Source organism: Megasphaera coli (genome assembly GCF_900095855.1).
Taxonomy (GTDB): domain Bacteria; phylum Bacillota; class Negativicutes; order Veillonellales; family Megasphaeraceae; genus Megasphaera; species Megasphaera massiliensis_A.
On the sequence record NZ_FMIY01000002.1, the window covers coordinates 1,409,187 to 1,429,115 of the forward strand.

The window sequence follows — 19,929 nt, forward strand, 5'->3', positions numbered from 1 at the left end:
GGAAAATAATATGAGCACAACAGAAGCATTGGGTTTAATTGAAACAAAAGGATTGGTAGGTTCTATTGAAGCGGCGGATGCAATGGTAAAGGCGGCAAACGTTTATTTGATCGGCAAAGTCCTGGTAGGCGGCGGCTTGGTAACTGTTATGGTTCGCGGTGACGTAGGCGCCGTTAAAGCAGCCACAGATGCCGGTGCGGCAGCAGCACAACGCGTTGGTGAGCTTATTTCCGTTCACGTCATTCCGCGTCCGCACAATGATGTTGAAATGATTCTTCCTCATGACAACCTTGAAGTAAAAGAGTAAGCTCGTCATAAACGGGCTAAGGAGTTGTTGCACCTTAGCCCGTTTATTTGGCGCCGAACAGGCATGACTAAACCCCCAGTTTACTGGGGGAGCAAAAAAATACTTATAGAAAAAGAAGGAACCTCCTGTGTTAGAATGATGATGGTCTGGCAACCACATCACATAACGGATAGGAGGTTCACTGTCAATGAATGACGTACAANAGCTTATCACACAGTAAATGGAGATGCAAATACCATATCGTATTTGCGCCCAAATATAGAAGACAAGCTATATATGGGACCATAAAGGTGGATATAGGAAAAATATTGCGGGAGTTGTGCACCCGGAAGCACGTAGAAATACTGGAAGCAGAATGTTGTCCGGATCATATCCACATGCTGGTGACAATACCACCACATCTAAGTGTATTCGGTTTCATGGGATATCTAAAAAGTAAGAGCAGTTTAATGATATTTGATAAACATGCAAACTTAAAATATAAGTATGGCAATAGACATTTTTGGTGTCGGGGTTACTATGTGGACACGGTAGGAAAATACGAAGGTGCGATAAAAACCTATATCCGACAACAACTGCAGGAAGATATAGCACAGGACACGTTGGATTTCAAAGAGTATGTAGACCCGTTTACGGGTAAGAAGAGTACATAAGTAGGCAAAGAAAGAGCCCCCGAGTAGGGGGCTGCCAGTAACAGTGATGTGATTGCCGGATTTTATTCAGTGCACCATTTGGTGCTACCACAAGAGATAGACCCTTATAGGGTCAGAGCAAACCACCAGTTCTACTGGTGGTTATGATTATATCTTTGTGTATGCCTTGACTACATAACAACAATTTGGAACAGGCAAAATCAGGAGTATGCGACGATATAAATGCACTTATTGTTGCAATTAGACTATTCAGAGGTGATATCTATGGATAACCGAGCGGCAGCTGTCAAACTGAGTATTGATGCCGGTTTCAAACGCCGTGGTATAACATTTGCAATTTTTTCGGGTGTTTTTTACGGATTGTACACGGCATTCCTTACCTTGGGAATGTCAAAGGGTATTTGGGGCAATGATTGGTATGGAGCGAATATATCGGGATTAAGCGCATTTGCCGTTGCTTATTGTTTAGCTGCGTTGGGATCGGCCGTTAATGATACGATGAGCGGCATATGGGCTTTGATCAATGTCACCGTAAAAGGTGAATTGGGAGACTTCTTTCGTACCTTAAAGTCCAAGCCGGGGGTTGTTATGATTGTTTGTGCGCTTATTGGCGGTCCCCTGGCATCGACTGCCTATGTTGCGGCATTGCAGATGGGCGGTTCCATTATCGTGCCGATTTGTGCTTTAAACGCTTCTTTCGGCGCGATTATCGGACATTTCGTATTTAAACAGGCAATTAACAGACGGATGATTGCCGGTATTTTACTTTGTCTGATTGCCGCCGGCGTTATTGGCGGCACTTCTTTTTCCGACGTCGGGCCTACTGCGTTGGTTGCTTGCGGTATTGCCTTGTTTTGCGCGCTGGGTTGGGGCATTGAAGGAGCTGTTGCCGGATTTGGGACGACTCTCATTGATTACAATATTGGGATTACAATCCGGCAATGTATTTCCGGATTATCCAATATGTTGATTATGTTGCCTCTCCTTTGCTTTATTGACGGGAATATCGGCCTTGCACCCAGATTATTGTCCGGGGCATGGTCGGACTGGTCCGTTATATTTTTTGTCGTTTCCGGATTTTGTGCTATGCCGGCGTATTCTTTCTGGTATAAAGGCAACTCTATGTGCGGCGCGGCCCTGGGTATGGTTTGCAACGGCGCATATTCGTTCTGGGGACCCTTTTTCTGCATGATCATTGTCGGTATGATTGACGGGCAGCCGGGATGGATGCTGACGCCTGTTCAATGGGTTGCAGCTCTTGTCATGATTTGCGGTATTGCACTTGTGGGCAACTTGAATCCGCTGCATTTATTAAAAAAGGAGGCAAAATAATGAAACCGTTATATTATGCCATTATGAAATATATGACGACTGTAGATGAAGCCTCTAACCAAGATGTAATTAATGCGCTGAGTAATGAATATGGAAGTTTTAAAATGTTACGTTCCGATGCGGTAGAAGAAGCGCTCATGACGGCAAAAGCGAACGGCTTGTTGGACGAGTCACGATTCGAATTGGATTCGAATGATGTATTACATGTATATTACAGTGTCAATGAATACGGACGAGATTTAATTAATCATTTTATTAAGTAATGTTTACCGGGCAGTACTTGAAACAGGTTGTATATCACTGATATTTTATAAACGGAGGTATTTATTATGAACTTAAAAAGTAAACTTTGCATTGCCGCAATAACGGCAGCCTGCATGTCGACTGTTGCGGCAGCGGCGGAGCCTGCTTCGGTTACGGGGAATGCCCGTAAAGACACGTATGTGAACGGCATTGTTTATCAATATTCCGCAGAAGTGGCCGGTCTTCAAAAACAAGCCTATGAATTGGCACGTATTCGACTTGATCAGGCGTTGGCAAACAAGGCCGAACATACCAAGCCGTTGGCTATTGTCAGTGATATTGATGAAACTATTATGGATGATACTACGTATCAAGCTGAAATGATGATGAAAGAGGGCTCGTGGGACAGCGGTCCGTGGGACGGGTATTATCACGCAATTGCTTCTGAAGCGGATAAGCCGCTTCCGGGCGCAGTGGAATTTTTCAACTATGCTCAAAGTAAAGGTGTAGAAGTTTTCTACATTACAAACAGGGATTGGGATACAGAAGATCTTACAGTTGCGCAACTCAAACATGCAGGACTTCCGTATGCCGACGCGGCGCACGTGCAGGTCATGGACCGGTCCGGTTCGTCCAATAAAGACAGCCGCCGTGCTAATGTAACTAAAGACTATGATGTAGTCATGTATTTAGGCGACAATATCGGCGACTTCACATCGGCTTTCGGCCGTGAAATGGGCGCTCTTAAACGTACGGAATTAGCCATGGATCCCCGGTATAAGAATAATTGGGGCGTTGCTTGGATTGTATTGCCTAATGCCACATACGGCGATTGGATGGGTGCCGTATGGTATAAGAGAAACACTACGGATGAAGAAAAGAGTCGGTATACCCGGGATCTGCTTAATCATTGGAAATATTCCAATAAAGACTGGGATGTATGGTATAAAGGGTATGTAAAAGACTAGTGCAACATAAGTGTTGTATTTAAAAAATCAAGGACTGCAACAGAAGCGGATCAAAATCTCTTCCGGTGCGGTCCTTGATTTTACAATTAAGCCAATTAAGCGCGAGAATAAATTTGACAACAAGTATCAGAAACTATAGACTGTAACCGTATGTAAGTGTGATTCACAAAGGAGGAATGCAGTGTGAACAGGGGTACAAAGAAATCGATGGCGACCATCTTTGCGGCAGTATCTTTGGTCGGAACGTCCGCATGGGCGGCAGGTGTGCAGCAGATAGATCCGGAAGCGCATGTGTCCGTCGGAGGCGCTACGAGTGCTGAAGGGGCCGGCCGGGTTCGTGTCGATGCGACGGCCGGTGCGAGTGTGATGATTACACCGGATCAGAATTATGAACCTGCGTCGTATCCGCTCCATGACGGGAAGCGTGTACCCGATAATCTAAGTCCCGTGCCGCCGGCAACGGAAGCCCCTGCGACGGCTCGCGTCGTCATTCGCGGCCAGCGTACGGATTTCGGTCTTAACACGAATTCATCCAAAACGGGTACTGCCGTCGGGGCTAACGTGAAAGCAAAGGGGAGTTATGCTGCCGCTTTCGGCAACGGGGCGGATGTCAAGGCGGAAGAAGGCCTTGCTCTGGGGCACGGTGCCGTCGTCAGAGGTAGCGGAAGTGTAGCGCTGGGTGCAGGCAGTACGGCGACGGATGCAGATGTTATCTCCGTGGGCAATGAAAACCTTGTGCGTAAGGTGACGAATATTGCCGACGGCGCGGTAGCGGCAGGTTCGCATGATGCCGTTACGGGAAATCAGCTGTATATAACGGACCGCCGTGTACAAGAATTGGCACAACAGGTTATGGCCTTACAACAGGAGAATGGCGCATTAAAGAAAATGATTGCAGAGCTGACGTCCAAAGGTCAATAGATTTTTGTGATTTAAGTAAAGGAGACTTCTTATGATACATTAAGAAGTCTCTTTTACTATATTGCGGTTCAGGTATTATATAACAGCAGTAATAGTATACATATTCTTTTTTAAAACGCTTAAAATATTGACAATAAATATCAAAATAATAAAATATAAATGTAATTATTGATCAAATTTTTGTTTATATGACGGGAGGAGATTATATGCTGAAAATGAGCAAGTCAAAAGAGCGTTTGATTGCGGTCTTGTCTGCTGCGGCAGTTACGGGAAGTGCCGCCTTTGCGGCGGTTCCGCAAATTGATGCCGGCGCGAGTGTACTTATCGGCGGGGCGACGACGGGTGAAGCGGCAGGCCGAACCCGCGTTGATGCGACTACCGGTGCAAGTGTCATGATTACACCGGATCAAAACTATGCGCCTGATACCTATCCTGCGCATAACGGGAGACATGTTCCCGATAATCTCGGTGCGGATTCTCCTGATACGGCTCGTGTCATTATTCGCGGCGAACGGACGAATTTCGGCTTGAATACGAATACATCTAAAAACGGAAGTGCATTTGGCGCCAATGCGGTCGCAAAAGGGGATCATGCTGCGGCCTTCGGCAACAGTGCCCATGTGAAAGCAGCCGAAGGATTGGCTGTCGGGTACAATGCCTCCGTTACGGGTGCCGGCAGTGTGGCTCTCGGCGGAGGCAGTCTTGCGACGGAAGCCAATGTCGTTTCCGTCGGCAGCGATTCGTTGCAGCGCCGTATTATTAATGTGGCGGACGGCAGAATTGCCGCCGGATCGCACGATGCCGTCACGGGTAATCAGCTTTATCAGTACGGGCAATCACTGACAGGCGGACTGAGAAAAGAGCTTAAAAGTGTCGGCGCCGTATCTGCAGCCCTGGCGGGATTACATCCGCTTGATTACAGCGGTGACGCGTCGAAATTCCAGATCTCGGCAGCCCTTGGCACATATGGCGGTACAAAGGCTGTCGCCTTAGGCGGATTTTATAACGCCGGTCCGAATGTGCTCTTATCCTTCGGTATTGCATCAAACTTCGGCGATGACCACAAACTGGCCGGCAATATAGGCGCTACTTTCCGTGTCGGCAAGGGCGGTAACCGCGGTGAAGATCATTACGGTGATGCAGTAGTTTCCAGGCGTCTTGATGCGATGGAACGGGAAGTCGCCGAATTGAAGGCGCAGAATGAGGAATTGAAGAAACAAATAGGACATAAATAGAAACTTTGTGAAAATAATCCCGTAATAAAGAGCCGTTTTGCCGTATCAATCCGATGCAGGGGACGAAAAGGAGAACTGACAGGCGGCTTTTGCGCGGCAAATCTGCTGCAGTGGCGGGTTGCGGCACAGCGCTAATATTACATTTTTACATGATAAACTGAGGCGCAATCTAAAAAATGAATAGAGAACTTTTAAAAAATAGAGAAATTTCTCTATTGTTCTATTTGGAACGTGCTATACTATAAGTAACAGATTTCGTTTCTTCGGAGAGAGGAAATAAATCCGATTTTACTATCTTAAGGGAGGTCATTTCTATGTCTTATAACAACATTAAGTTTGAAAAACAAGAAGGAATCGGTGTATTGACGATCGATCGCCCGAAGGCGCTGAACGCGCTCAACTCTGAAACGTTGTTGGAATTGAATGATTGCATCGGTAAGATCGAAGCGGACAAGGAAGTAAAAGTTCTCGTAATTACAGGTGGCGGCGATAAATCTTTTGTTGCCGGCGCGGATATTAAAGAAATGTCCACGAAGAACGCTGTTGACGGCCGGAACTTCGGCAAGGTAGGCCAGGATGTATTCACTCGTATTGAAAACATGCCTCAGCCCGTCATTGCGGCCGTTAACGGTTTTGCTCTCGGCGGCGGCTGCGAACTCGCTTGCGCTTGCGACTTCCGCTATGCATCTGAAAACGCTCTCTTCGGTCAGCCGGAAGTAGGCCTCGGCATTACGCCCGGCTTCGGCGGCACACAGCGTCTCCCCCGTCTCGTAGGCCGCGGCATCGGCAAGGAACTTATTTACACGGCTGCCAACATCAAGGCTGACGAAGCATTTCGAATCGGCCTTGTCAATAAAGTTGTACCGCAGGAAGAATTGATGCCGACGGTTATGAAAGTTGCCAAGAAAATTGCCGGCAACGCTCCCATTGCCGTACAACTTTGCAAGGCTGCGATCAACCGCGGTATTCAGTGCGATGTCATTACGGGTATCGCTTACGAAGATGAAGTGTTCGGCCTGTGCTTCTCGACGGAAGACCAGAAGGAAGGCATGGCTGCATTTATGGAAAAGAGAAAAGAAAAGAATTTCCAAGGGAAATAAGCTGTTACGAAAAAACACGTTACACCGGGTGGGGTAACGTGTTTTTCTATGCCGTAATGATACGCCATAAGGCGATGAGAATGAAGGTGAGAACGCAGAGGAGGCTCAAGACGCGCTGCTTTGTAAGGACGAACTTGGCCGGCTGCATTTGCGGCAGTATCGGCGGCGTTACGACCTGTCGGGTGCCGCAAATGGGGCACGTGCGTACGCCGTCACGCAGCTCCGTGCCGCAGGTTTTACAAATCATAGATTCATCTCCTGAAAGTTCGGTTGTGTTTATCATAGCACGGCAGGGAAAAGAATGCGATATGTAAAAAGAGGCCTTGTTGCAATAACCGTCTTGTGGAAGGGCTGCACATAGTCTATAGTATAGATGTTCGGACGATGAAAAAGGAGCGGGATGATATGGTGCAGAGGTTTTTTAAAATTTTATATTACGCCTGCCGCGGTCGGCACCTCACCGAAAAAGCGGTTATCGTTCTTGCCAAGTTCGGCTTTGTCGTCTATATCCTGTACGGTGTTGTCACCTGGCTTTATCCGGGCCGGGCTGCAGAACGGTTTGAGCGGCGCAGGGCCGTTGCGGCGGCAGCGCTTTCTCTCGGCCTGACTGTCGTTGCAGCGGCTCTCCTTCGTAAAATTTGGCGCAGACCGAGGCCCTTTATGAGCGGCAAGACGGCTCTCTTGCGCCACGGAAATTCGCCGTCCTTTCCGAGCAATCACACGATCCATGCCGCCGCCATAGGTGCGGCCGTTATGGCGTATAGGCAAAAAGAAGGCACGTCTCTGCTCCTGTGGGGACTTGCCCAAGGAGCGGCCCGCGTTTACTGCGGCGTTCACTATGCGAGCGATATTATCGGCAGTGTTGTCTTGGGTGCGGCCTGCGCTCTCGCCGTTTGCCGCAGTAAGGTGCTTGCCGGAGCGGCAGAACGCTTGGCCCTCTTCGTGACAACTGTGGAAGAAGCCCTGAAAAGATATTAATATTGGACATAAAAAAGCCTGCCTCGCGTATGGGGCAGGCTTTTGCGGTTTTTAATGCTTTTGGCGGAATGCGGTGAAGCCGGCATATACGGCGCCGGTACCGAGCTCTTCTTCAATGCGCAGGAGGCGATTGTATTTGGCAACCCGTTCGCTTCGGTTGGGCGCACCCGTCTTGATTTGGTTGGCATTCAAAGCGACGACGAGATCCGCAATGGTCGTGTCTTCCGTTTCGCCCGAACGGTGGGAGACGATGGCCGTGTAGCCCGCGTGGGCGGCGAGTTTCATGGCATCGAGCGTTTCCGAGAGTGTGCCGATTTGGTTGAGCTTAATGAGAATGGAGTTGCCGCTGTCCAGACCTATCCCCTTGGCGAGGCGCTGTGTATTCGTAACGAAGAGGTCGTCTCCTACGAGCTGCACCTTGTGGCCGAGCGCGGCAGTCAGCCTTTGCCAGCCATCCCAATCTTCTTCATCCAAGCCGTCTTCAATGGAATAGATGGGATATTTTTTTACGAGTTCCTGCCAGTGGGTAATGAGTTCGTCGGAAGTATACTTCTTGCCGCACTTGGGCAGGACGTATTCACCGGCCTTGGCACCCTTCCATTCACTTGCCGCCGCGTCAAGGGCGAGACAGAAGTCGGAGCCCGGTTTGTAGCCGGCTTTTTCGACAGCCGAGAGAATGTACTGAATGGCTTCTTCATCGCTCGAAAGATTGGGCGCGAAGCCGCCTTCGTCGCCGACGGAGGTAGCCAGCCCTTTTTCTTTCAAGAGGGTTGCGAGGACATGGAAGACTTCCGTGCACCAGCGCAGACCTTCGGCAAAGGTAGGTGCACCGGCAGGCATAATCATAAATTCCTGGACGTCCACCGTGTTGGCCGCGTGGGCACCGCCGTTTAATATATTCATCATCGGTACGGGCAGGTGATTGCCGTTGCAGCCGCCAATGAAGCGGTAAAGGGGGATGTGTTCGGCCTTGGCCGCCGCTTTGGCCGCCGCTAAGGAGACGGCTAAAATGGCGTTGGCCCCCAGTTTGGACTTGTCTGTTGTGCCGTCGGCTGCGAGCATGGCCTGATCGACGGCGTACGTATTGAAGGGGGACAGACCTGTCAATGCCTGACGGAGGTGTGTGTTCACATTTTCCACGGCTTTGTCGACTCCCTTGCCGCCGTAGCGGGATTTGTCACCGTCGCGCAGTTCCAGGGCCTCGAATTGTCCCGTCGAGGCACCGCTGGGTGAGATGCCGCTGCCTACGGTACCGTCGGAGAGGATGACATCCGCTTCTACTGTCGGATTACCGCGCGAATCGATGACCTGACGGCCGATAACCGTTTCAATTGTGAGTTTTTCCATTATTGTAACACCCTTTCGATTTTATAGTTGTATGTACTTGCCGAGATAGTGTTGTAAGGTGGGAATTTGGCTCTTTTCCCGGTCTTTGCCTGCATAGAGGAGGGTTACGTTGCCTGCAGCCAAGTGCTGTTTAATGAGGTCGACAAAGGGCGGAAAAGCGTCATTTGCGGCCAGTTCGTCGCCATAGGCGGCAGCAAAGGCTTCGTACGAAATTTCTTCGTGATGGTAGCGTTTGCGCAAATCCGTTGTGGGCGCTATGTCCTTGACCCATGCGCCGAGACCGGCATTTTCCTTTTTGATTCCCCGCGGCCAGAGGCGGTCGATGAGGATGCGGAAGCCGTCCGCTTCGACCGGTTTTTCATAGATTCGTTTCCATTGTAAGGTACCCATAGAAATCATCTCCCCAAAAAACAGTATATACTAAAGTCGGCGCGGCGGCTATAAAAATTTAGAGGACCGGATATCTGCCGTTTTATTTACGTAGTTTTGCGTTGCTTGCGGACGGTGCTGTTCGGAATCCCCGCGGCGAGACGAAGTTTGGCGACAGTTCGCCTTGCGATGGGCAGCCCCTTTTCTGCCAGCATGTTTGCCAGTACCTGATCCGAATAAGGCCGGACTCTGTCTTCTGCCGCAATAAGGGCGAGCAGAGTTCGTTTGATTTCGTCGGCTGATGCCGGTTCGGTCGTACCGTTGTCGTAAGCCCGCGTAAGGAAGTCCTGTATTTTGCAGACGCGGCGGTTGAAGAGAACACAGCGGTTCTTGCAAACACGGCTGACCGTCGCTTCGCTCAGGCCCGTGATACGGGCAATTTCTTTTTGCGTCAGCGGATGAAGTGCGGCATCATGGAGAAAGAAGTCGTGCTGACGATAGCAAATAGCTTCCAGGACTAGGCGAATAGCTTTGCTGCGGAAGGTCAGTGCCGTGCGCAGATTGACATACGAGTGCCGGGCTTTTCGTAAATAGGCGAGTGTCTCCTTGTCGGCGTTCTTGCCGTAAGCCGCGTAGAGATCGTCGCGGAAGCGAAGGATTGGACAGGTCTGAAAGAGAATGACCGATACGTCGCCCCGATCCGTTACGACAAGTTTTCCTTCGGGACGGATATAGACGTCCCGCGTGTCCAACTGTCTTAAGGGCTGAAAGGAGAGGGGGCGCAGGAAGTCGATGACGGCCTGCAGATCCGCGTCGGACATGGACAACTCTTTGCGCAGGCGTTGCCAGCGCCCGTTAAGAAAAGCATCGTAGTACGCTTCCAGTACAGTCAGCGTATGCGGCGGCGCGTCACCCTTGCGCTTACATTGCAGGATGAGCGCCTCCCGCAGGGAGCGGGCGCCGATGCCCGGCGGATCGAGGGATTGGACGAGAGCCAGCGCGCAGGCGATTTCATTGTCCGAAAAACCGCGGGTGTCGCTTTTAAGGAGTTCCGGATCCGTGAAGAATCCCTTTTCGTCGAGGGCGCCGATAATCACCTTGGCTGCCGCCGTAATGCGGTCCGGCGCGTTCAATAAAGCGAGTTGCTCGAAGAGGATTTCCTGCGGCGATTTCTCTCGGACAAAGTCGGGCGGAGTGCCGTTCGTCACGGCAGTCCGCATGGGATAGTAGATTTCAAGGAGGGGGTTTTCTTCGGCCCGTCGACGCAGGAAATCGTTTAAGTCCTGTTCCTGTAAGGTGAGAAACATAGCGGAAAGCCGCTGTATTTGCGTCAGTTTATGTTGTTGTTTCAAGGACAGAGATAAGTTCAGCATAACCGTGACCTTTATCAATGCACTTTTCGCGTCCGGACAAAAAGAAACGATACGACGTGTAGCGCCGCATCGTTTCGCAGGTAAATCAGTTCTTGCCGTCTTCTGCCGAGAATTTTGTGGAGAAAACGTGATAAATAAAGTAGGCAATGGACAGAACAAAAACGGCGAGGCCGAGAATGTCGGCCGTGTTTTTAAAATCTTTACCCACCAATGCCAACGGATCTTCACTGCCGCCGGCCGTAATGGAGAATACGATGAGCATGGCGATGATGACACCGATCAGGCTTTCACCGACGATGAGGCCGGATGCAAAGAGAACACCTCTGTGCGTGCACGCTTCGACGTCTTCATCTTCTTTCCCCGGGCTGCGGAGAGCTGCGCGGGCACGAAGACGCTTATGCATGATATAACCGATAACGGAACCGATAACCAAAGGGATTTCCAATGTCGGCGGCAAGTAAATACCCATGCCGACAGCCAACGGAGGCAGGGCGAGAGATTTTGTATTTTTCGTCAGGATGAGATCGACGATAATGGCGGCGATGCCTACGCCGATGCCGAAGAGGATGTAGTTCCAGTCGAGCTGGGAACTGAAAATACCTTGGGCGATCGTCGTCATAAGCGTTGCCTGCGGCGCTGCCAATGCTTGACTCGGATCCATGCTGGCGCGGGGCAGTGCGCCTGTAAAGCCGTAAGCTTGATACAGAAGGTTCAATACAGGTGCGATTGCAAAAGCGCCGACGACGGAACCGAGAATCAAGGCGACCTGCTGTTTCCAGGGCGTTGCTCCGACGATATAGCCCGTCTTTAAATCCTGGAGATTATCGTTGGAAATGGAGGCGATGCTGACGATAACACTGGTAATAAAAATCGCCAATGCCGTTGCGAATTTTGTGCCTTCCGGCGTATCGAAGATACCGAAGGACTGACCGATGCCGAGGACAACCAATGATGAAACGATGATGCCGAGAATACCGATGCCTGAAATCGGGCTGGCAGATGTGCCGATAAGACCGGCCATGTAACCGCAGGCTGCAGCGACAAAGAAGCCCATGAGAACGGCGACAAGAACGCCGACAACGATGTAAATGGTCGTTATCGTGCCGGGCAGGCCCGCTTCGGAAACGAAATTATAGAACGTAAAGAGCAGGCCGAGAATGACCGCTATAAAGACGATGCCTACGGACTTGGGACTCATGTCGATATCCGTATGGTGAAGAGCCTGTTTTTCCGCAGTATTATTGGCGCGGATCGCGTTGACAGACATCTTGATGCCGTCAATAACAGGTCCCAGAAGTTTAATGAGTGTCCATACGGCGGCAATACCGATACAGCCGGCACCAATAAAGCGGACTTTTTGAGCCCAAATGACTTTTGCGAAAGCAGCGGCCGTCTGTCCGTCAGCCGGTGTAAGCGTAGATGTCAGGTAAGGCACGAAGATACCCCACGCGAGCAGTGTCCCCACCAGTATGGCCGCACCGCTGGCAATGCCAATCAGGTAGCCTGCGCCGAGAAGTGCCATAGAAAAGCCGAGCGGGATCTGGGTCGTCGCTTTACCGAAGTTGAGCCAATAGCTGAATTCGGACGAAAGGACATGGAATCCGTTGGCGCACAGCCCGATGATACCGGCAAGAGCCGTACCTTTGACGATGTCCCGCATGCCTGTCGCCTTTTTGTTTGCTTCCCCTTCTTCGTGCGATTCACTGCCGACTTTGAGGATTTCCGCCGCCGCACGGCCTTCCGGATAAGGAAGATCCGTATTAACGACCATGGCACGACGCAGGGGAATCGTGAAAAGGACGCCCAGGGAGCCGCCGCACGTACAGAGGATCATGGTCTGCCAGAAGGGAAAACCCTGCCAGTAGCCGAGCATCAAAAGGCCCGGAAGAATAAAAATGATTGCCGACAATGTTCCGGCAGCCGATGCCTGTGTCTGTACCATGTTGTTTTCCAAGATATTGGAGTGTTTGAACATGCGCAGAATTGCCATAGAAATGACCGCAGCAGGAATGGATGATGAGAACGTTAGGCCGACCTTCAATCCCAAATAGACATTGGAAGCCGTGAAAATGACCGTAATAAGCATCCCCAGGAACATGCCTCTAAAGGTTAATTCCGGAAGGGACGGATATACGGTCCGGTCGTTTTGTGAGATCATATACTCTCCTCCTTTTTGGTGAAAAAACGAACTTTCATACTTCTGCTGACTACAAGTATACTATATATTTTTTGCATTTGTCATCATTTTGCGCATAAAGCATGGACTGAGATGAACCCTTGAGAAAAATAATCGGTTTCCAAGGAAGAAATTCTCCTTTATAATAAAAGTAAATGTATTTATTTCACAAGGAGGTTGCCTGTATGACGGAAAAAGAAATTATTGAAGGTGTATTGAGCGAGTTTGAAGGATTGGCGAAACATCCTCGTCCGTCTCATCATGAAAAGAATGTAAGCGATTATATTGTCGCTCGCTTGGCGGAGCTCGGTATTACGGCAAAACAGGATAGCGTATACAATATTGTCGCCGATGTGCCGGCGACGAAGGGTTTTGAAAAAGCTCCTTTAACGGTATTGCAGGGACATATGGACATGGTTTGCGTCGCCAAACCGGGTGTTTCTTACGATCCCTTGAAAGATCCGATTAGACTTGTTCGGGAAGGCAATATTCTGCGTGCCGACGGGACGAGCCTCGGTGCTGATGACGGCATTGCCGTGGCCGTCGCTCTCTATCTAATTCAGCAGAAAATAAATCACGGTCCGCTGCGGCTGATCTTTACGGTTGATGAAGAAACGGGAATGACCGGAGCGACCAACTTGGATGCGGCTCACGTGAAGGACGCGAAGTACGTCATTAATTGTGACTCCGAGTCGATCGATGTTATTTGCGTCGCATCCGCCGGCAGCACGCACATGCACTTTATGCGGCAGCTCCATCGGGAAGTACCGGCCGGGGATGTGGCTCTTGCCGTACGGGTACACCGTCTCTTGGGCGGCCATTCAGGCGAAGTTATCAATGAAGGCCGGGGCAACGCCATTAAGGCGGTCTCGTCCGTCTTGCGCCGCCTTGCCGATAAGGGCGCTGATTATCGGTTGGCCGATTTCAGCGGCGGCATAGCGGCAAATGCCATTCCTGCAGATGCGACGGCAATAATCGTTATCGCCTCAAAGGATAAGGGCCTTGTAGAAAAAACGGTGCAAGAAGCGGAAAAGGAATTCCGTCTCACCTACGAAGGCCTTGAAGACAAGGCCGTATTTGAAGTGACGCCGAGCGCCATGGCGCAGTCGGTCTTTTCAAAAGAAGACACGGAAGCCGTCGTCGACTTGATCAGTCTCCTTCACTGCGGCGTCTTCTCCATGAACTGCGCCATTCCGACCTTGCCGGACCTTTCCTCAAGTTTGGGCACGATCGTCACAACGGATAAGGACGTTGCCATTCAGTACTTCCCGCGTTCGTCGGCCGATGCGCGTCTGCGCGAGTTTCTCCTGTCCATGCCCGTCATTGCGCGGCTTACGGGAACGGATGTGCATATTGACGAACCCATGCCGGCATGGACTGAAAATATGCACAGCAGGCTGCAGCCTCTTATGGCCGGCGTCTATGAAGAGCTCATGGGCAAAAAACCGCGCATTGAAGCTATGCACGGCGGCCTGGAAACAGGCTATCTTTATGCTATGAATCCGGACCTCGATATTGTTGCCGTCGGCCCGGAAACGCACGACATTCACAGCGCCGACGAATGCGTGGAACTAGATACGGTGGCACAACTGGTGCAGGTCATTGCGGGCACATTGGAAAAATTGGCACAATTATAAGTATAAGTATACGGTTATTGCAATTTAATGAATCTTGAGAAGGTGGTACTTTTTTTAGTACCACGAACGTAAAACAGGGAGGACGTGGCAGTTATCACGTTCTCCCTGTTTTTTCGGCAGACGAGGTTTGAATATACGGGAGAAAAAGGGAGCCTTGTTCTTGAGGGCCTCCTTTTTTTTAGCTACAATAAAGATGAGAATAAGGCATATTCCATATGCTTTGCTGGAGCATACACTATGTGTGTTTATATTACAAAGGAGTGAACTATATGACAGCAAAAAAAATATTCAAGACGATGGACGGCAACGAAGCGGCAGCCCACATAGCCTACGCTTTCACGGAAATTGCCCCCATTTTTCCGATTACACCGTCGTCGCCCATGGCGGAACACGTGGACGAATGGTCCGCCCACGGCCGTAAGAATCTTTTCGGCGTGCCCGTTCTCGTACAGGAAATGCAGTCGGAAAAAGGAGCTGCCGGCGCATTGCACGGTGCTCTCAACGCAGGTGCTCTGACGACAACCTTTACATCGTCTCAAGGGATGATGATCATGCTTTCCAACATGTTCAAGGTAGCAGGTGAATTATTGCCGGCCGTCTTCCATGCGGCATCCCGTACGATTGCGTCCAACGGGTATACGATTTTTGCCGGGCACGACGACGTCATGGCTATGCGTGGTACCGGTATCTGTATGATGGCCGAATCGAGTGTACAGGAGGTTATGGACTTGTCGGCCGTTGTCCATGCGACGGCTATTTCCTGTCGCGTGCCGATTATCAATTTTTTCGACGGCTTCCGCACCTCTCACGAACTGCAGAAAATTGAAGTCATCGACTATGAAGACTTGCGGCCTATGCTTGATTTGGAAGCGGTTGAAGCCTTTCGTAAACGCGGCATGAACCCGGACAATCCCGAAGCGGTCGCTTTTTGCGAATCGGCGGAAGTGTACATGCAGCACAAAGAATCACTCAACAAGTTCTACGACCAAGTGCCTGAAACGGCGGAAAAATACATGCAAATGATTCATGAAATAACCGGTCGTGAATATCATCTGTTCAACTATACGGGCGCTCCCGATGCGGAATATGTCATCGTCGCCATCGGTTCGGGTGCGCAGACCGTGGAAGAAACGGTTAAGCACATGGCGGCAAACGGTGAAAAAGTAGGCTGTGTCAATGTCCACATGTTCCGTCCCTGGTCGGAAAAGCACTTCCTTGCAGCGTTACCTAAGACGACGAAGAAAATTGCCGTTCTGGAACGGACGAAAGAAACGGGCGCCAACGGTGAACCCATGTACCACAGTGTAGTCGCGTCCTTTGCGCGTGCCGACGTGCATCCGAAGATTTACAACGGCCGTTACGGCATTGCGTCAAAAGAATTTTTACCGGCCGACGTTATTGCGGCCTTCGACAATTTGAAACAGGCCGACCCGAAGACGGACTTTACGCTCAGCATCGTCGACGACGTGACCTTCAAGTCCCTGCCGCGGACGGCAGAGCTTAACTTAGCCGGTAAAGAGCTGAAAGCCTGTAAGTTCTGGGGTTTCGGATCGGACGGAACCGTCGGCGCCAACAAGAGCGCCATCAAGATTATCGGTGACAATACGGACATGTATGCTCAGGCGTATTTTGCGTATGACTCGAAGAAATCCGGCGGCGTAACGGTATCGCACCTGCGCTTCGGATCCGAACCGATTAATATGCCTTATCTCGTAAACAGTGCCGATTTCATTGCCTGCCACCGCCAGTCTTATGTGTACGCCTACGACCTGCTGAGAGGCATCAAGAAAGGCGGCACCTTCCTGCTGAACACGGTGTGGAAGCCCGAAGAATTGGAAGAAAAATTGCCTGCTCAGTTGAAACGCTCCCTGGCGCGCAATGACGTGCAATTCTATATTCTTGACGGTGTCGGCATCGCCCAGCGCATCGGCCTCGGCGGTCGTATCAACATGATCATGCAGTCGGCATTCTTCAAGTTGTCCGAAGTCATTCCTCTCGATTTGGCTATTTCCAAGTTGAAAGAAGCCGTGGTCAAATCGTACGGTAAGAAGGGTCAGGAAGTTGTCAACAAGAACTACGCCGCTATTGATGAAGGGTTGACGAACATCGTCAAAATTGACATTCCTGCCGCATGGGCGGATGCGGTCGACGAAGTAATGGACATGTCGAAATATTCGGAATTTTACAAGACCTTCGCATTGCCGACGAACCGTCTCGAAGGGGACGAATTACCTGTCAGTATCTTTGACGGCCGTGAAGACGGTCACTGGCCGACGGGAACGTGTGCCGAAGAAAAACGCGGTGTCGCTATGTTCGTACCCCGTTGGGATGCGGAAAAATGTATCGGCTGTAATCAATGTTCCTTTGTATGTCCGCATGCGGCTATTCGCCCCTTCCTCCTGACACCGGAAGAAGCGGCGAAGGCACCGGATGGCTACACGAATAAGGAAATTCGTATTGCGCCGGATTACAAATACAGTATCGTCGTTTCCGTCATGGACTGTCTCGGCTGCGGCAGCTGTACGCACGTTTGCCCGAAACAGGCACTGACCATGATGCCCTTTGATGACGAACAGCCCAAGGCGGCTATTTGGGATTATGTCATTGATTTGCCGGCAAAACCGAACCCGGGCGATAAGAAGACGGTTATCGGCAGCCAGTTCGAACAGCCCCTTCTCGAATTTACGGGCGCTTGCGCAGGTTGTGCCGAAACACCGTATTGCAAGGTTATTACGCAGCTTTACGGCGACCGTATGATGATTGCCAACGCCCACGGCTGCTCATCCGTATGGGGCGGCAGCGCGCCGACCTGCGGTTATACGAAAAACGAAAAGGGGCAGGGTCCCGCATGGGCGACGTCGCTGTTTGAAGATAACGCCGAATACGGCTTCGGCATGTTGCTTGCTGAAAAGGCGGAGCGGAAACTCCTCGTCACGTACGTGGATGCGGCTATGGACGCGGCAAGCCCGGTTCTGCGCGAAGCACTGGCCGAATGGAAGGATAAGAGAGACGTAAGCGACGGCACACGTGACCGCGCAGCAAAGGTAGTGGCCCTTTTGGAAGCGGAAAAAGACGGCAAGGCCGAGCTCGAACGGGTATATAAGATGAAACAGTTCCTCGTCAAGCGGAGTCAGTGGCTCTTCGGCGGCGACGGCTGGGCGTATGATATCGGTTACGGCGGCTTGGATCATGTTCTGGCCATGAACGAAGACATTAACGTTCTCGTCTTCGATACGGAAGTGTACTCCAACACGGGCGGCCAGGCCTCTAAGGCTACACCGACGGCGGCGGTGGCACAGTTCGCCGCATCCGGCAAGAAGACAAAGAAGAAGGATCTCGGCCTCATGCAGGCGACGTACGGGTACGTATATGTGGCCCAGGTTGCCATGGGGGCCGACAAGAATCAGTTTATGAAAGCTCTCCAGGAAGCGGAGGCTTATCCCGGACCGTCCCTTATCATCGGATATGCGCCTTGTATCAACCACGGCTTGAAGGTCGGTCAGGGCCAGAGCCAGTTGGAACAAAAGCGCGCCGTTGAAGCGGGCTATTGGCACTTGTGGCGCTACAATCCGCTTCTCAAGAAGGAAGGCAAGAATCCCTTCATTCTCGACTCGAAGCCGCCTAAGGCAAACTTCCGCGACTTCCTCATGGGTGAAACGCGTTTCGCTTCGCTTCTGCGCACCTTCTCCGATTCGGCGGAAGCTCTCTTCGCCAAGACCGAGGAAGACGCTCGCGACAGATACGAATCGTACGTGCAGATGGAACGATCTTTCGTTGCGGAGAAATAAAACAGGTTACATGCCGCAGAGCATGGAAAAAGGACAACAGCCGAAAGACTGTTGTCCTTTTCGCATTCTTAGGAAAGTTTATTTGCGGCTTTGCAGTAAAGTGTGAGCATGTACGTCAGTGCAAGAGGCAGCCCTTCTTCGTCGGAAAGATAGAAACCGGGGCTGTGATGGGGCGTCGGCGCGTGCCTGCCCGTCGAGTCGGCCAGGCCGAACCAGGCGATAGCCGCCGGTTTTTGTTCGGCGAAGTACGAAAAATCTTCGGCACCCAAGCGGGGCGGCACGTGCTGCCGCATGATGCCGACCTCGTCGGCCGCTTCGCTCATGACGGCAACGCAGTCCGGGTGGTTGATGACGGCCGGATAGCCGTAGACCATGGAGACGTCAATGTCGCAGTTGCAGGCTGCACAGACGGACCGGCCCAAGCGCTTTACTTCGGCCATGATGAAGTCGCGCAGCTCCGTGTCCAAGGCGCGGACACAGCCGCCCATGCTGACCTTTTCGGGAATGACGTTGGCCACGCCTTCTACGCCGCAGTGGAGGTAACTGACCGTCAAGGTGCAGCTCGCTAGGGGATCGCATTTTAAGGCGGGAATGAGGTTTAACGAGGAAATGAGCTGACTTGCCGGAATGAGCGGATTATTGGCCGTATGCGGGAAGCCGCCGTGGCCGCCTCTGCCGGTAATTTTAAAGTCGTACGTACCGACGGCGGCAAAGCGGACGCCCTCTTCGATGTCGATGGTGCCGGTCGGATTTTCCGCGTCCACGTGGATGGCAAAGAGGTAGTCAATTTTGTCCATGATGCCGTCCTTTACGAGCTGTACGGCACCGCCGGGCAGAAATTCCTCGGCCTGTTCAAAGATAAAATATACCGTTCCCTTGATGAGCTCCCTGTGTGCCGCAAGAATTTCGGCGACTGCCAATAAGATCGCCGTATGCGCATCGTGGCCGCAGGCATGCATGACGCCGGGTACCGTGCTTTTGAAGGAAAGGTCCCCTTCTTCGATGAGGCCGAGGGCGTCAATATCGGCGCGCAGGCCGACGGACGGGCCTGACGTATCTCCCTTCAGAAAGCCGACCGTACTGTTGCCGCCGATGCCGGTCAGCATGGGAATTCCGGCATCATGCAGGCGGCTGCGAATCCATTCGGCCGTTTTAAACTCTTTAAAGGACAATTCCGGATGAGCGTGTAAATAACGCCTGTTTTCCACTATCTTTTGACCGTACTGCGCAACAAGTTCTTTTATCAATTCATTCATGCAGGCTTCCTCCTCTAACGAGCTATGTTGTAATGGATATGTTTTGCAGCTATTATATCATGCCCGTACGGAAGGGGGAAAAGCATGATTTATGCACTTCGCCGATAAGGCGGATGTAAGAAAATAACATAATAAAAGGATATGTGTTAAGCCGTATTTATGAAATTTTCTGATAACTGAGAGCCTTTTATAGGCGAGGCAACGGCAATACGCTATAATGAGAAAAGTTTTATCTGCATTTTGGGG

The 19,929-nt window shown here is 51.1% G+C and carries 17 protein-coding genes; 11 read left to right on the top strand and 6 right to left on the bottom strand.

Features of this window, described 5'->3' with window-relative positions; genetic code table 11:
- The first annotated feature begins 10 nt into the window (after positions 1-10).
- The 8 genes from eutM (at position 11) to BQ2674_RS07430 (ending at position 6,759) form a co-directional block, all read left to right on the top strand.
- Positions 11-307 (top strand): ethanolamine utilization microcompartment protein EutM, encoded by a 297-nt coding sequence (gene eutM, locus BQ2674_RS07395; RefSeq protein ID WP_075573147.1) that lies wholly within the window; start codon positions 11-13, stop codon positions 305-307.
- A 191-nt stretch (positions 308-498) separates the two neighbouring features.
- The gene (gene tnpA / locus BQ2674_RS07400) at positions 499-960 is read left to right on the top strand and encodes an IS200/IS605 family transposase (RefSeq protein WP_075573148.1); all 462 of its coding nucleotides are present in this window, start codon (positions 499-501) and stop codon (positions 958-960) included.
- Between the two features lie 264 nt (positions 961-1,224).
- Complete coding sequence (locus BQ2674_RS07405) at positions 1,225-2,292, top strand: hypothetical protein (RefSeq protein WP_075573149.1); 1,068 nt, start codon at positions 1,225-1,227, stop codon at positions 2,290-2,292.
- Positions 2,292-2,555 (top strand): hypothetical protein, encoded by a 264-nt coding sequence (locus BQ2674_RS07410; RefSeq protein WP_075573150.1) that lies wholly within the window; start codon positions 2,292-2,294, stop codon positions 2,553-2,555. The genes BQ2674_RS07405 and BQ2674_RS07410 overlap by 1 nt, the downstream gene beginning before the upstream one ends.
- A gap of 66 nt (positions 2,556-2,621) precedes the next feature.
- Positions 2,622-3,503, top strand: a complete 882-nt coding sequence (locus BQ2674_RS07415; RefSeq protein ID WP_075573151.1) for a 5'-nucleotidase, lipoprotein e(P4) family — start codon at positions 2,622-2,624, stop codon at positions 3,501-3,503.
- A gap of 183 nt (positions 3,504-3,686) precedes the next feature.
- Complete coding sequence (locus BQ2674_RS07420) at positions 3,687-4,424, top strand: hypothetical protein (RefSeq protein ID WP_235828834.1); 738 nt, start codon at positions 3,687-3,689, stop codon at positions 4,422-4,424.
- A 206-nt stretch (positions 4,425-4,630) separates the two neighbouring features.
- The gene (locus BQ2674_RS07425; RefSeq protein WP_235828835.1) at positions 4,631-5,659 is read left to right on the top strand and encodes a YadA-like family protein; all 1,029 of its coding nucleotides are present in this window, start codon (positions 4,631-4,633) and stop codon (positions 5,657-5,659) included.
- Positions 5,660-5,973: 314 nt separating this feature from the next.
- The gene (locus BQ2674_RS07430) at positions 5,974-6,759 is read left to right on the top strand and encodes a short-chain-enoyl-CoA hydratase (RefSeq protein ID WP_075573152.1); all 786 of its coding nucleotides are present in this window, start codon (positions 5,974-5,976) and stop codon (positions 6,757-6,759) included.
- Between the two features lie 46 nt (positions 6,760-6,805).
- Here BQ2674_RS07430 and BQ2674_RS07435 read toward each other — a convergent pair whose 3' ends face one another.
- On the bottom strand, positions 6,806-7,006 hold the full coding sequence (locus tag BQ2674_RS07435; RefSeq protein ID WP_075573153.1) for a zinc-ribbon domain-containing protein: 201 nt from the start codon (positions 7,004-7,006) through the stop codon (positions 6,806-6,808).
- Positions 7,007-7,164: 158 nt separating this feature from the next.
- On the opposite strand from BQ2674_RS07435, the gene BQ2674_RS07440 reads away from it, so the two are divergent.
- A complete protein-coding gene (locus BQ2674_RS07440) occupies positions 7,165-7,737 on the top strand; it encodes a phosphatase PAP2 family protein (protein WP_075573154.1) in 573 nt (190 codons plus the stop codon).
- Positions 7,738-7,788: 51 nt separating this feature from the next.
- Here the strand turns inward: BQ2674_RS07440 and eno are convergent, their stop codons facing one another.
- From eno to BQ2674_RS07460, 4 genes are all read right to left on the bottom strand, one after another.
- Positions 7,789-9,084 (bottom strand): phosphopyruvate hydratase, encoded by a 1,296-nt coding sequence (eno, locus tag BQ2674_RS07445; protein ID WP_075573155.1) that lies wholly within the window; start codon positions 9,082-9,084, stop codon positions 7,789-7,791.
- 21 nt (positions 9,085-9,105) lie between these two features.
- Positions 9,106-9,474, bottom strand: a complete 369-nt coding sequence (locus tag BQ2674_RS07450; protein ID WP_075573156.1) for a DUF488 domain-containing protein — start codon at positions 9,472-9,474, stop codon at positions 9,106-9,108.
- Positions 9,475-9,560: 86 nt separating this feature from the next.
- A complete protein-coding gene (locus tag BQ2674_RS07455; protein ID WP_075573157.1) occupies positions 9,561-10,826 on the bottom strand; it encodes an RNA polymerase factor sigma-54 in 1,266 nt (421 codons plus the stop codon).
- 85 nt (positions 10,827-10,911) lie between these two features.
- The gene (locus tag BQ2674_RS07460; RefSeq protein ID WP_075573158.1) at positions 10,912-12,984 is read right to left on the bottom strand and encodes an OPT family oligopeptide transporter; all 2,073 of its coding nucleotides are present in this window, start codon (positions 12,982-12,984) and stop codon (positions 10,912-10,914) included.
- Between the two features lie 203 nt (positions 12,985-13,187).
- Between BQ2674_RS07460 and pepD the strand changes: the two genes are divergently transcribed.
- Both pepD and nifJ read left to right on the top strand, forming a co-directional pair.
- Positions 13,188-14,639, top strand: coding sequence for a beta-Ala-His dipeptidase (gene pepD / locus BQ2674_RS07465; protein WP_075573159.1), 1,452 nt, complete (start codon positions 13,188-13,190; stop codon positions 14,637-14,639).
- Positions 14,640-14,908: 269 nt separating this feature from the next.
- A complete protein-coding gene (gene nifJ / locus BQ2674_RS07475) occupies positions 14,909-18,427 on the top strand; it encodes a pyruvate:ferredoxin (flavodoxin) oxidoreductase (RefSeq protein WP_075573161.1) in 3,519 nt (1,172 codons plus the stop codon).
- Positions 18,428-18,495: 68 nt separating this feature from the next.
- Here nifJ and BQ2674_RS07480 read toward each other — a convergent pair whose 3' ends face one another.
- The gene (locus tag BQ2674_RS07480) at positions 18,496-19,683 is read right to left on the bottom strand and encodes a M20 metallopeptidase family protein (RefSeq protein ID WP_075573162.1); all 1,188 of its coding nucleotides are present in this window, start codon (positions 19,681-19,683) and stop codon (positions 18,496-18,498) included.
- Positions 19,684-19,929: the final 246 nt, after the last annotated feature.

Excerpts from the sequence above, each read along its gene's own strand:
- eutM (WP_075573147.1), top strand. The coding sequence starts at position 11 with ATGAGCACAACAGAAGCATTGGGTTTAATTGAAACAAAAGGATTGGTA.
- BQ2674_RS07405 (WP_075573149.1), top strand. The coding sequence starts at position 1,225 with ATGGATAACCGAGCGGCAGCTGTCAAACTGAGTATTGATGCCGGTTTC.
- BQ2674_RS07410 (WP_075573150.1), top strand. The coding sequence starts at position 2,292 with ATGAAACCGTTATATTATGCCATTATGAAATATATGACGACTGTAGAT.
- BQ2674_RS07415 (WP_075573151.1), top strand. The coding sequence starts at position 2,622 with ATGAACTTAAAAAGTAAACTTTGCATTGCCGCAATAACGGCAGCCTGC.
- BQ2674_RS07425 (WP_235828835.1), top strand. The coding sequence starts at position 4,631 with ATGCTGAAAATGAGCAAGTCAAAAGAGCGTTTGATTGCGGTCTTGTCT.
- BQ2674_RS07430 (WP_075573152.1), top strand. The coding sequence starts at position 5,974 with ATGTCTTATAACAACATTAAGTTTGAAAAACAAGAAGGAATCGGTGTA.
- BQ2674_RS07435 (WP_075573153.1), bottom strand. The coding sequence starts at position 7,006 with ATGATTTGTAAAACCTGCGGCACGGAGCTGCGTGACGGCGTACGCACG.
- BQ2674_RS07440 (WP_075573154.1), top strand. The coding sequence starts at position 7,165 with ATGGTGCAGAGGTTTTTTAAAATTTTATATTACGCCTGCCGCGGTCGG.
- eno (WP_075573155.1), bottom strand. The coding sequence starts at position 9,084 with ATGGAAAAACTCACAATTGAAACGGTTATCGGCCGTCAGGTCATCGAT.
- BQ2674_RS07450 (WP_075573156.1), bottom strand. The coding sequence starts at position 9,474 with ATGGGTACCTTACAATGGAAACGAATCTATGAAAAACCGGTCGAAGCG.
- BQ2674_RS07455 (WP_075573157.1), bottom strand. The coding sequence starts at position 10,826 with ATGCTGAACTTATCTCTGTCCTTGAAACAACAACATAAACTGACGCAA.
- BQ2674_RS07460 (WP_075573158.1), bottom strand. The coding sequence starts at position 12,984 with ATGATCTCACAAAACGACCGGACCGTATATCCGTCCCTTCCGGAATTA.
- pepD (WP_075573159.1), top strand. The coding sequence starts at position 13,188 with ATGACGGAAAAAGAAATTATTGAAGGTGTATTGAGCGAGTTTGAAGGA.
- nifJ (WP_075573161.1), top strand. The coding sequence starts at position 14,909 with ATGACAGCAAAAAAAATATTCAAGACGATGGACGGCAACGAAGCGGCA.
- BQ2674_RS07480 (WP_075573162.1), bottom strand. The coding sequence starts at position 19,683 with ATGAATGAATTGATAAAAGAACTTGTTGCGCAGTACGGTCAAAAGATA.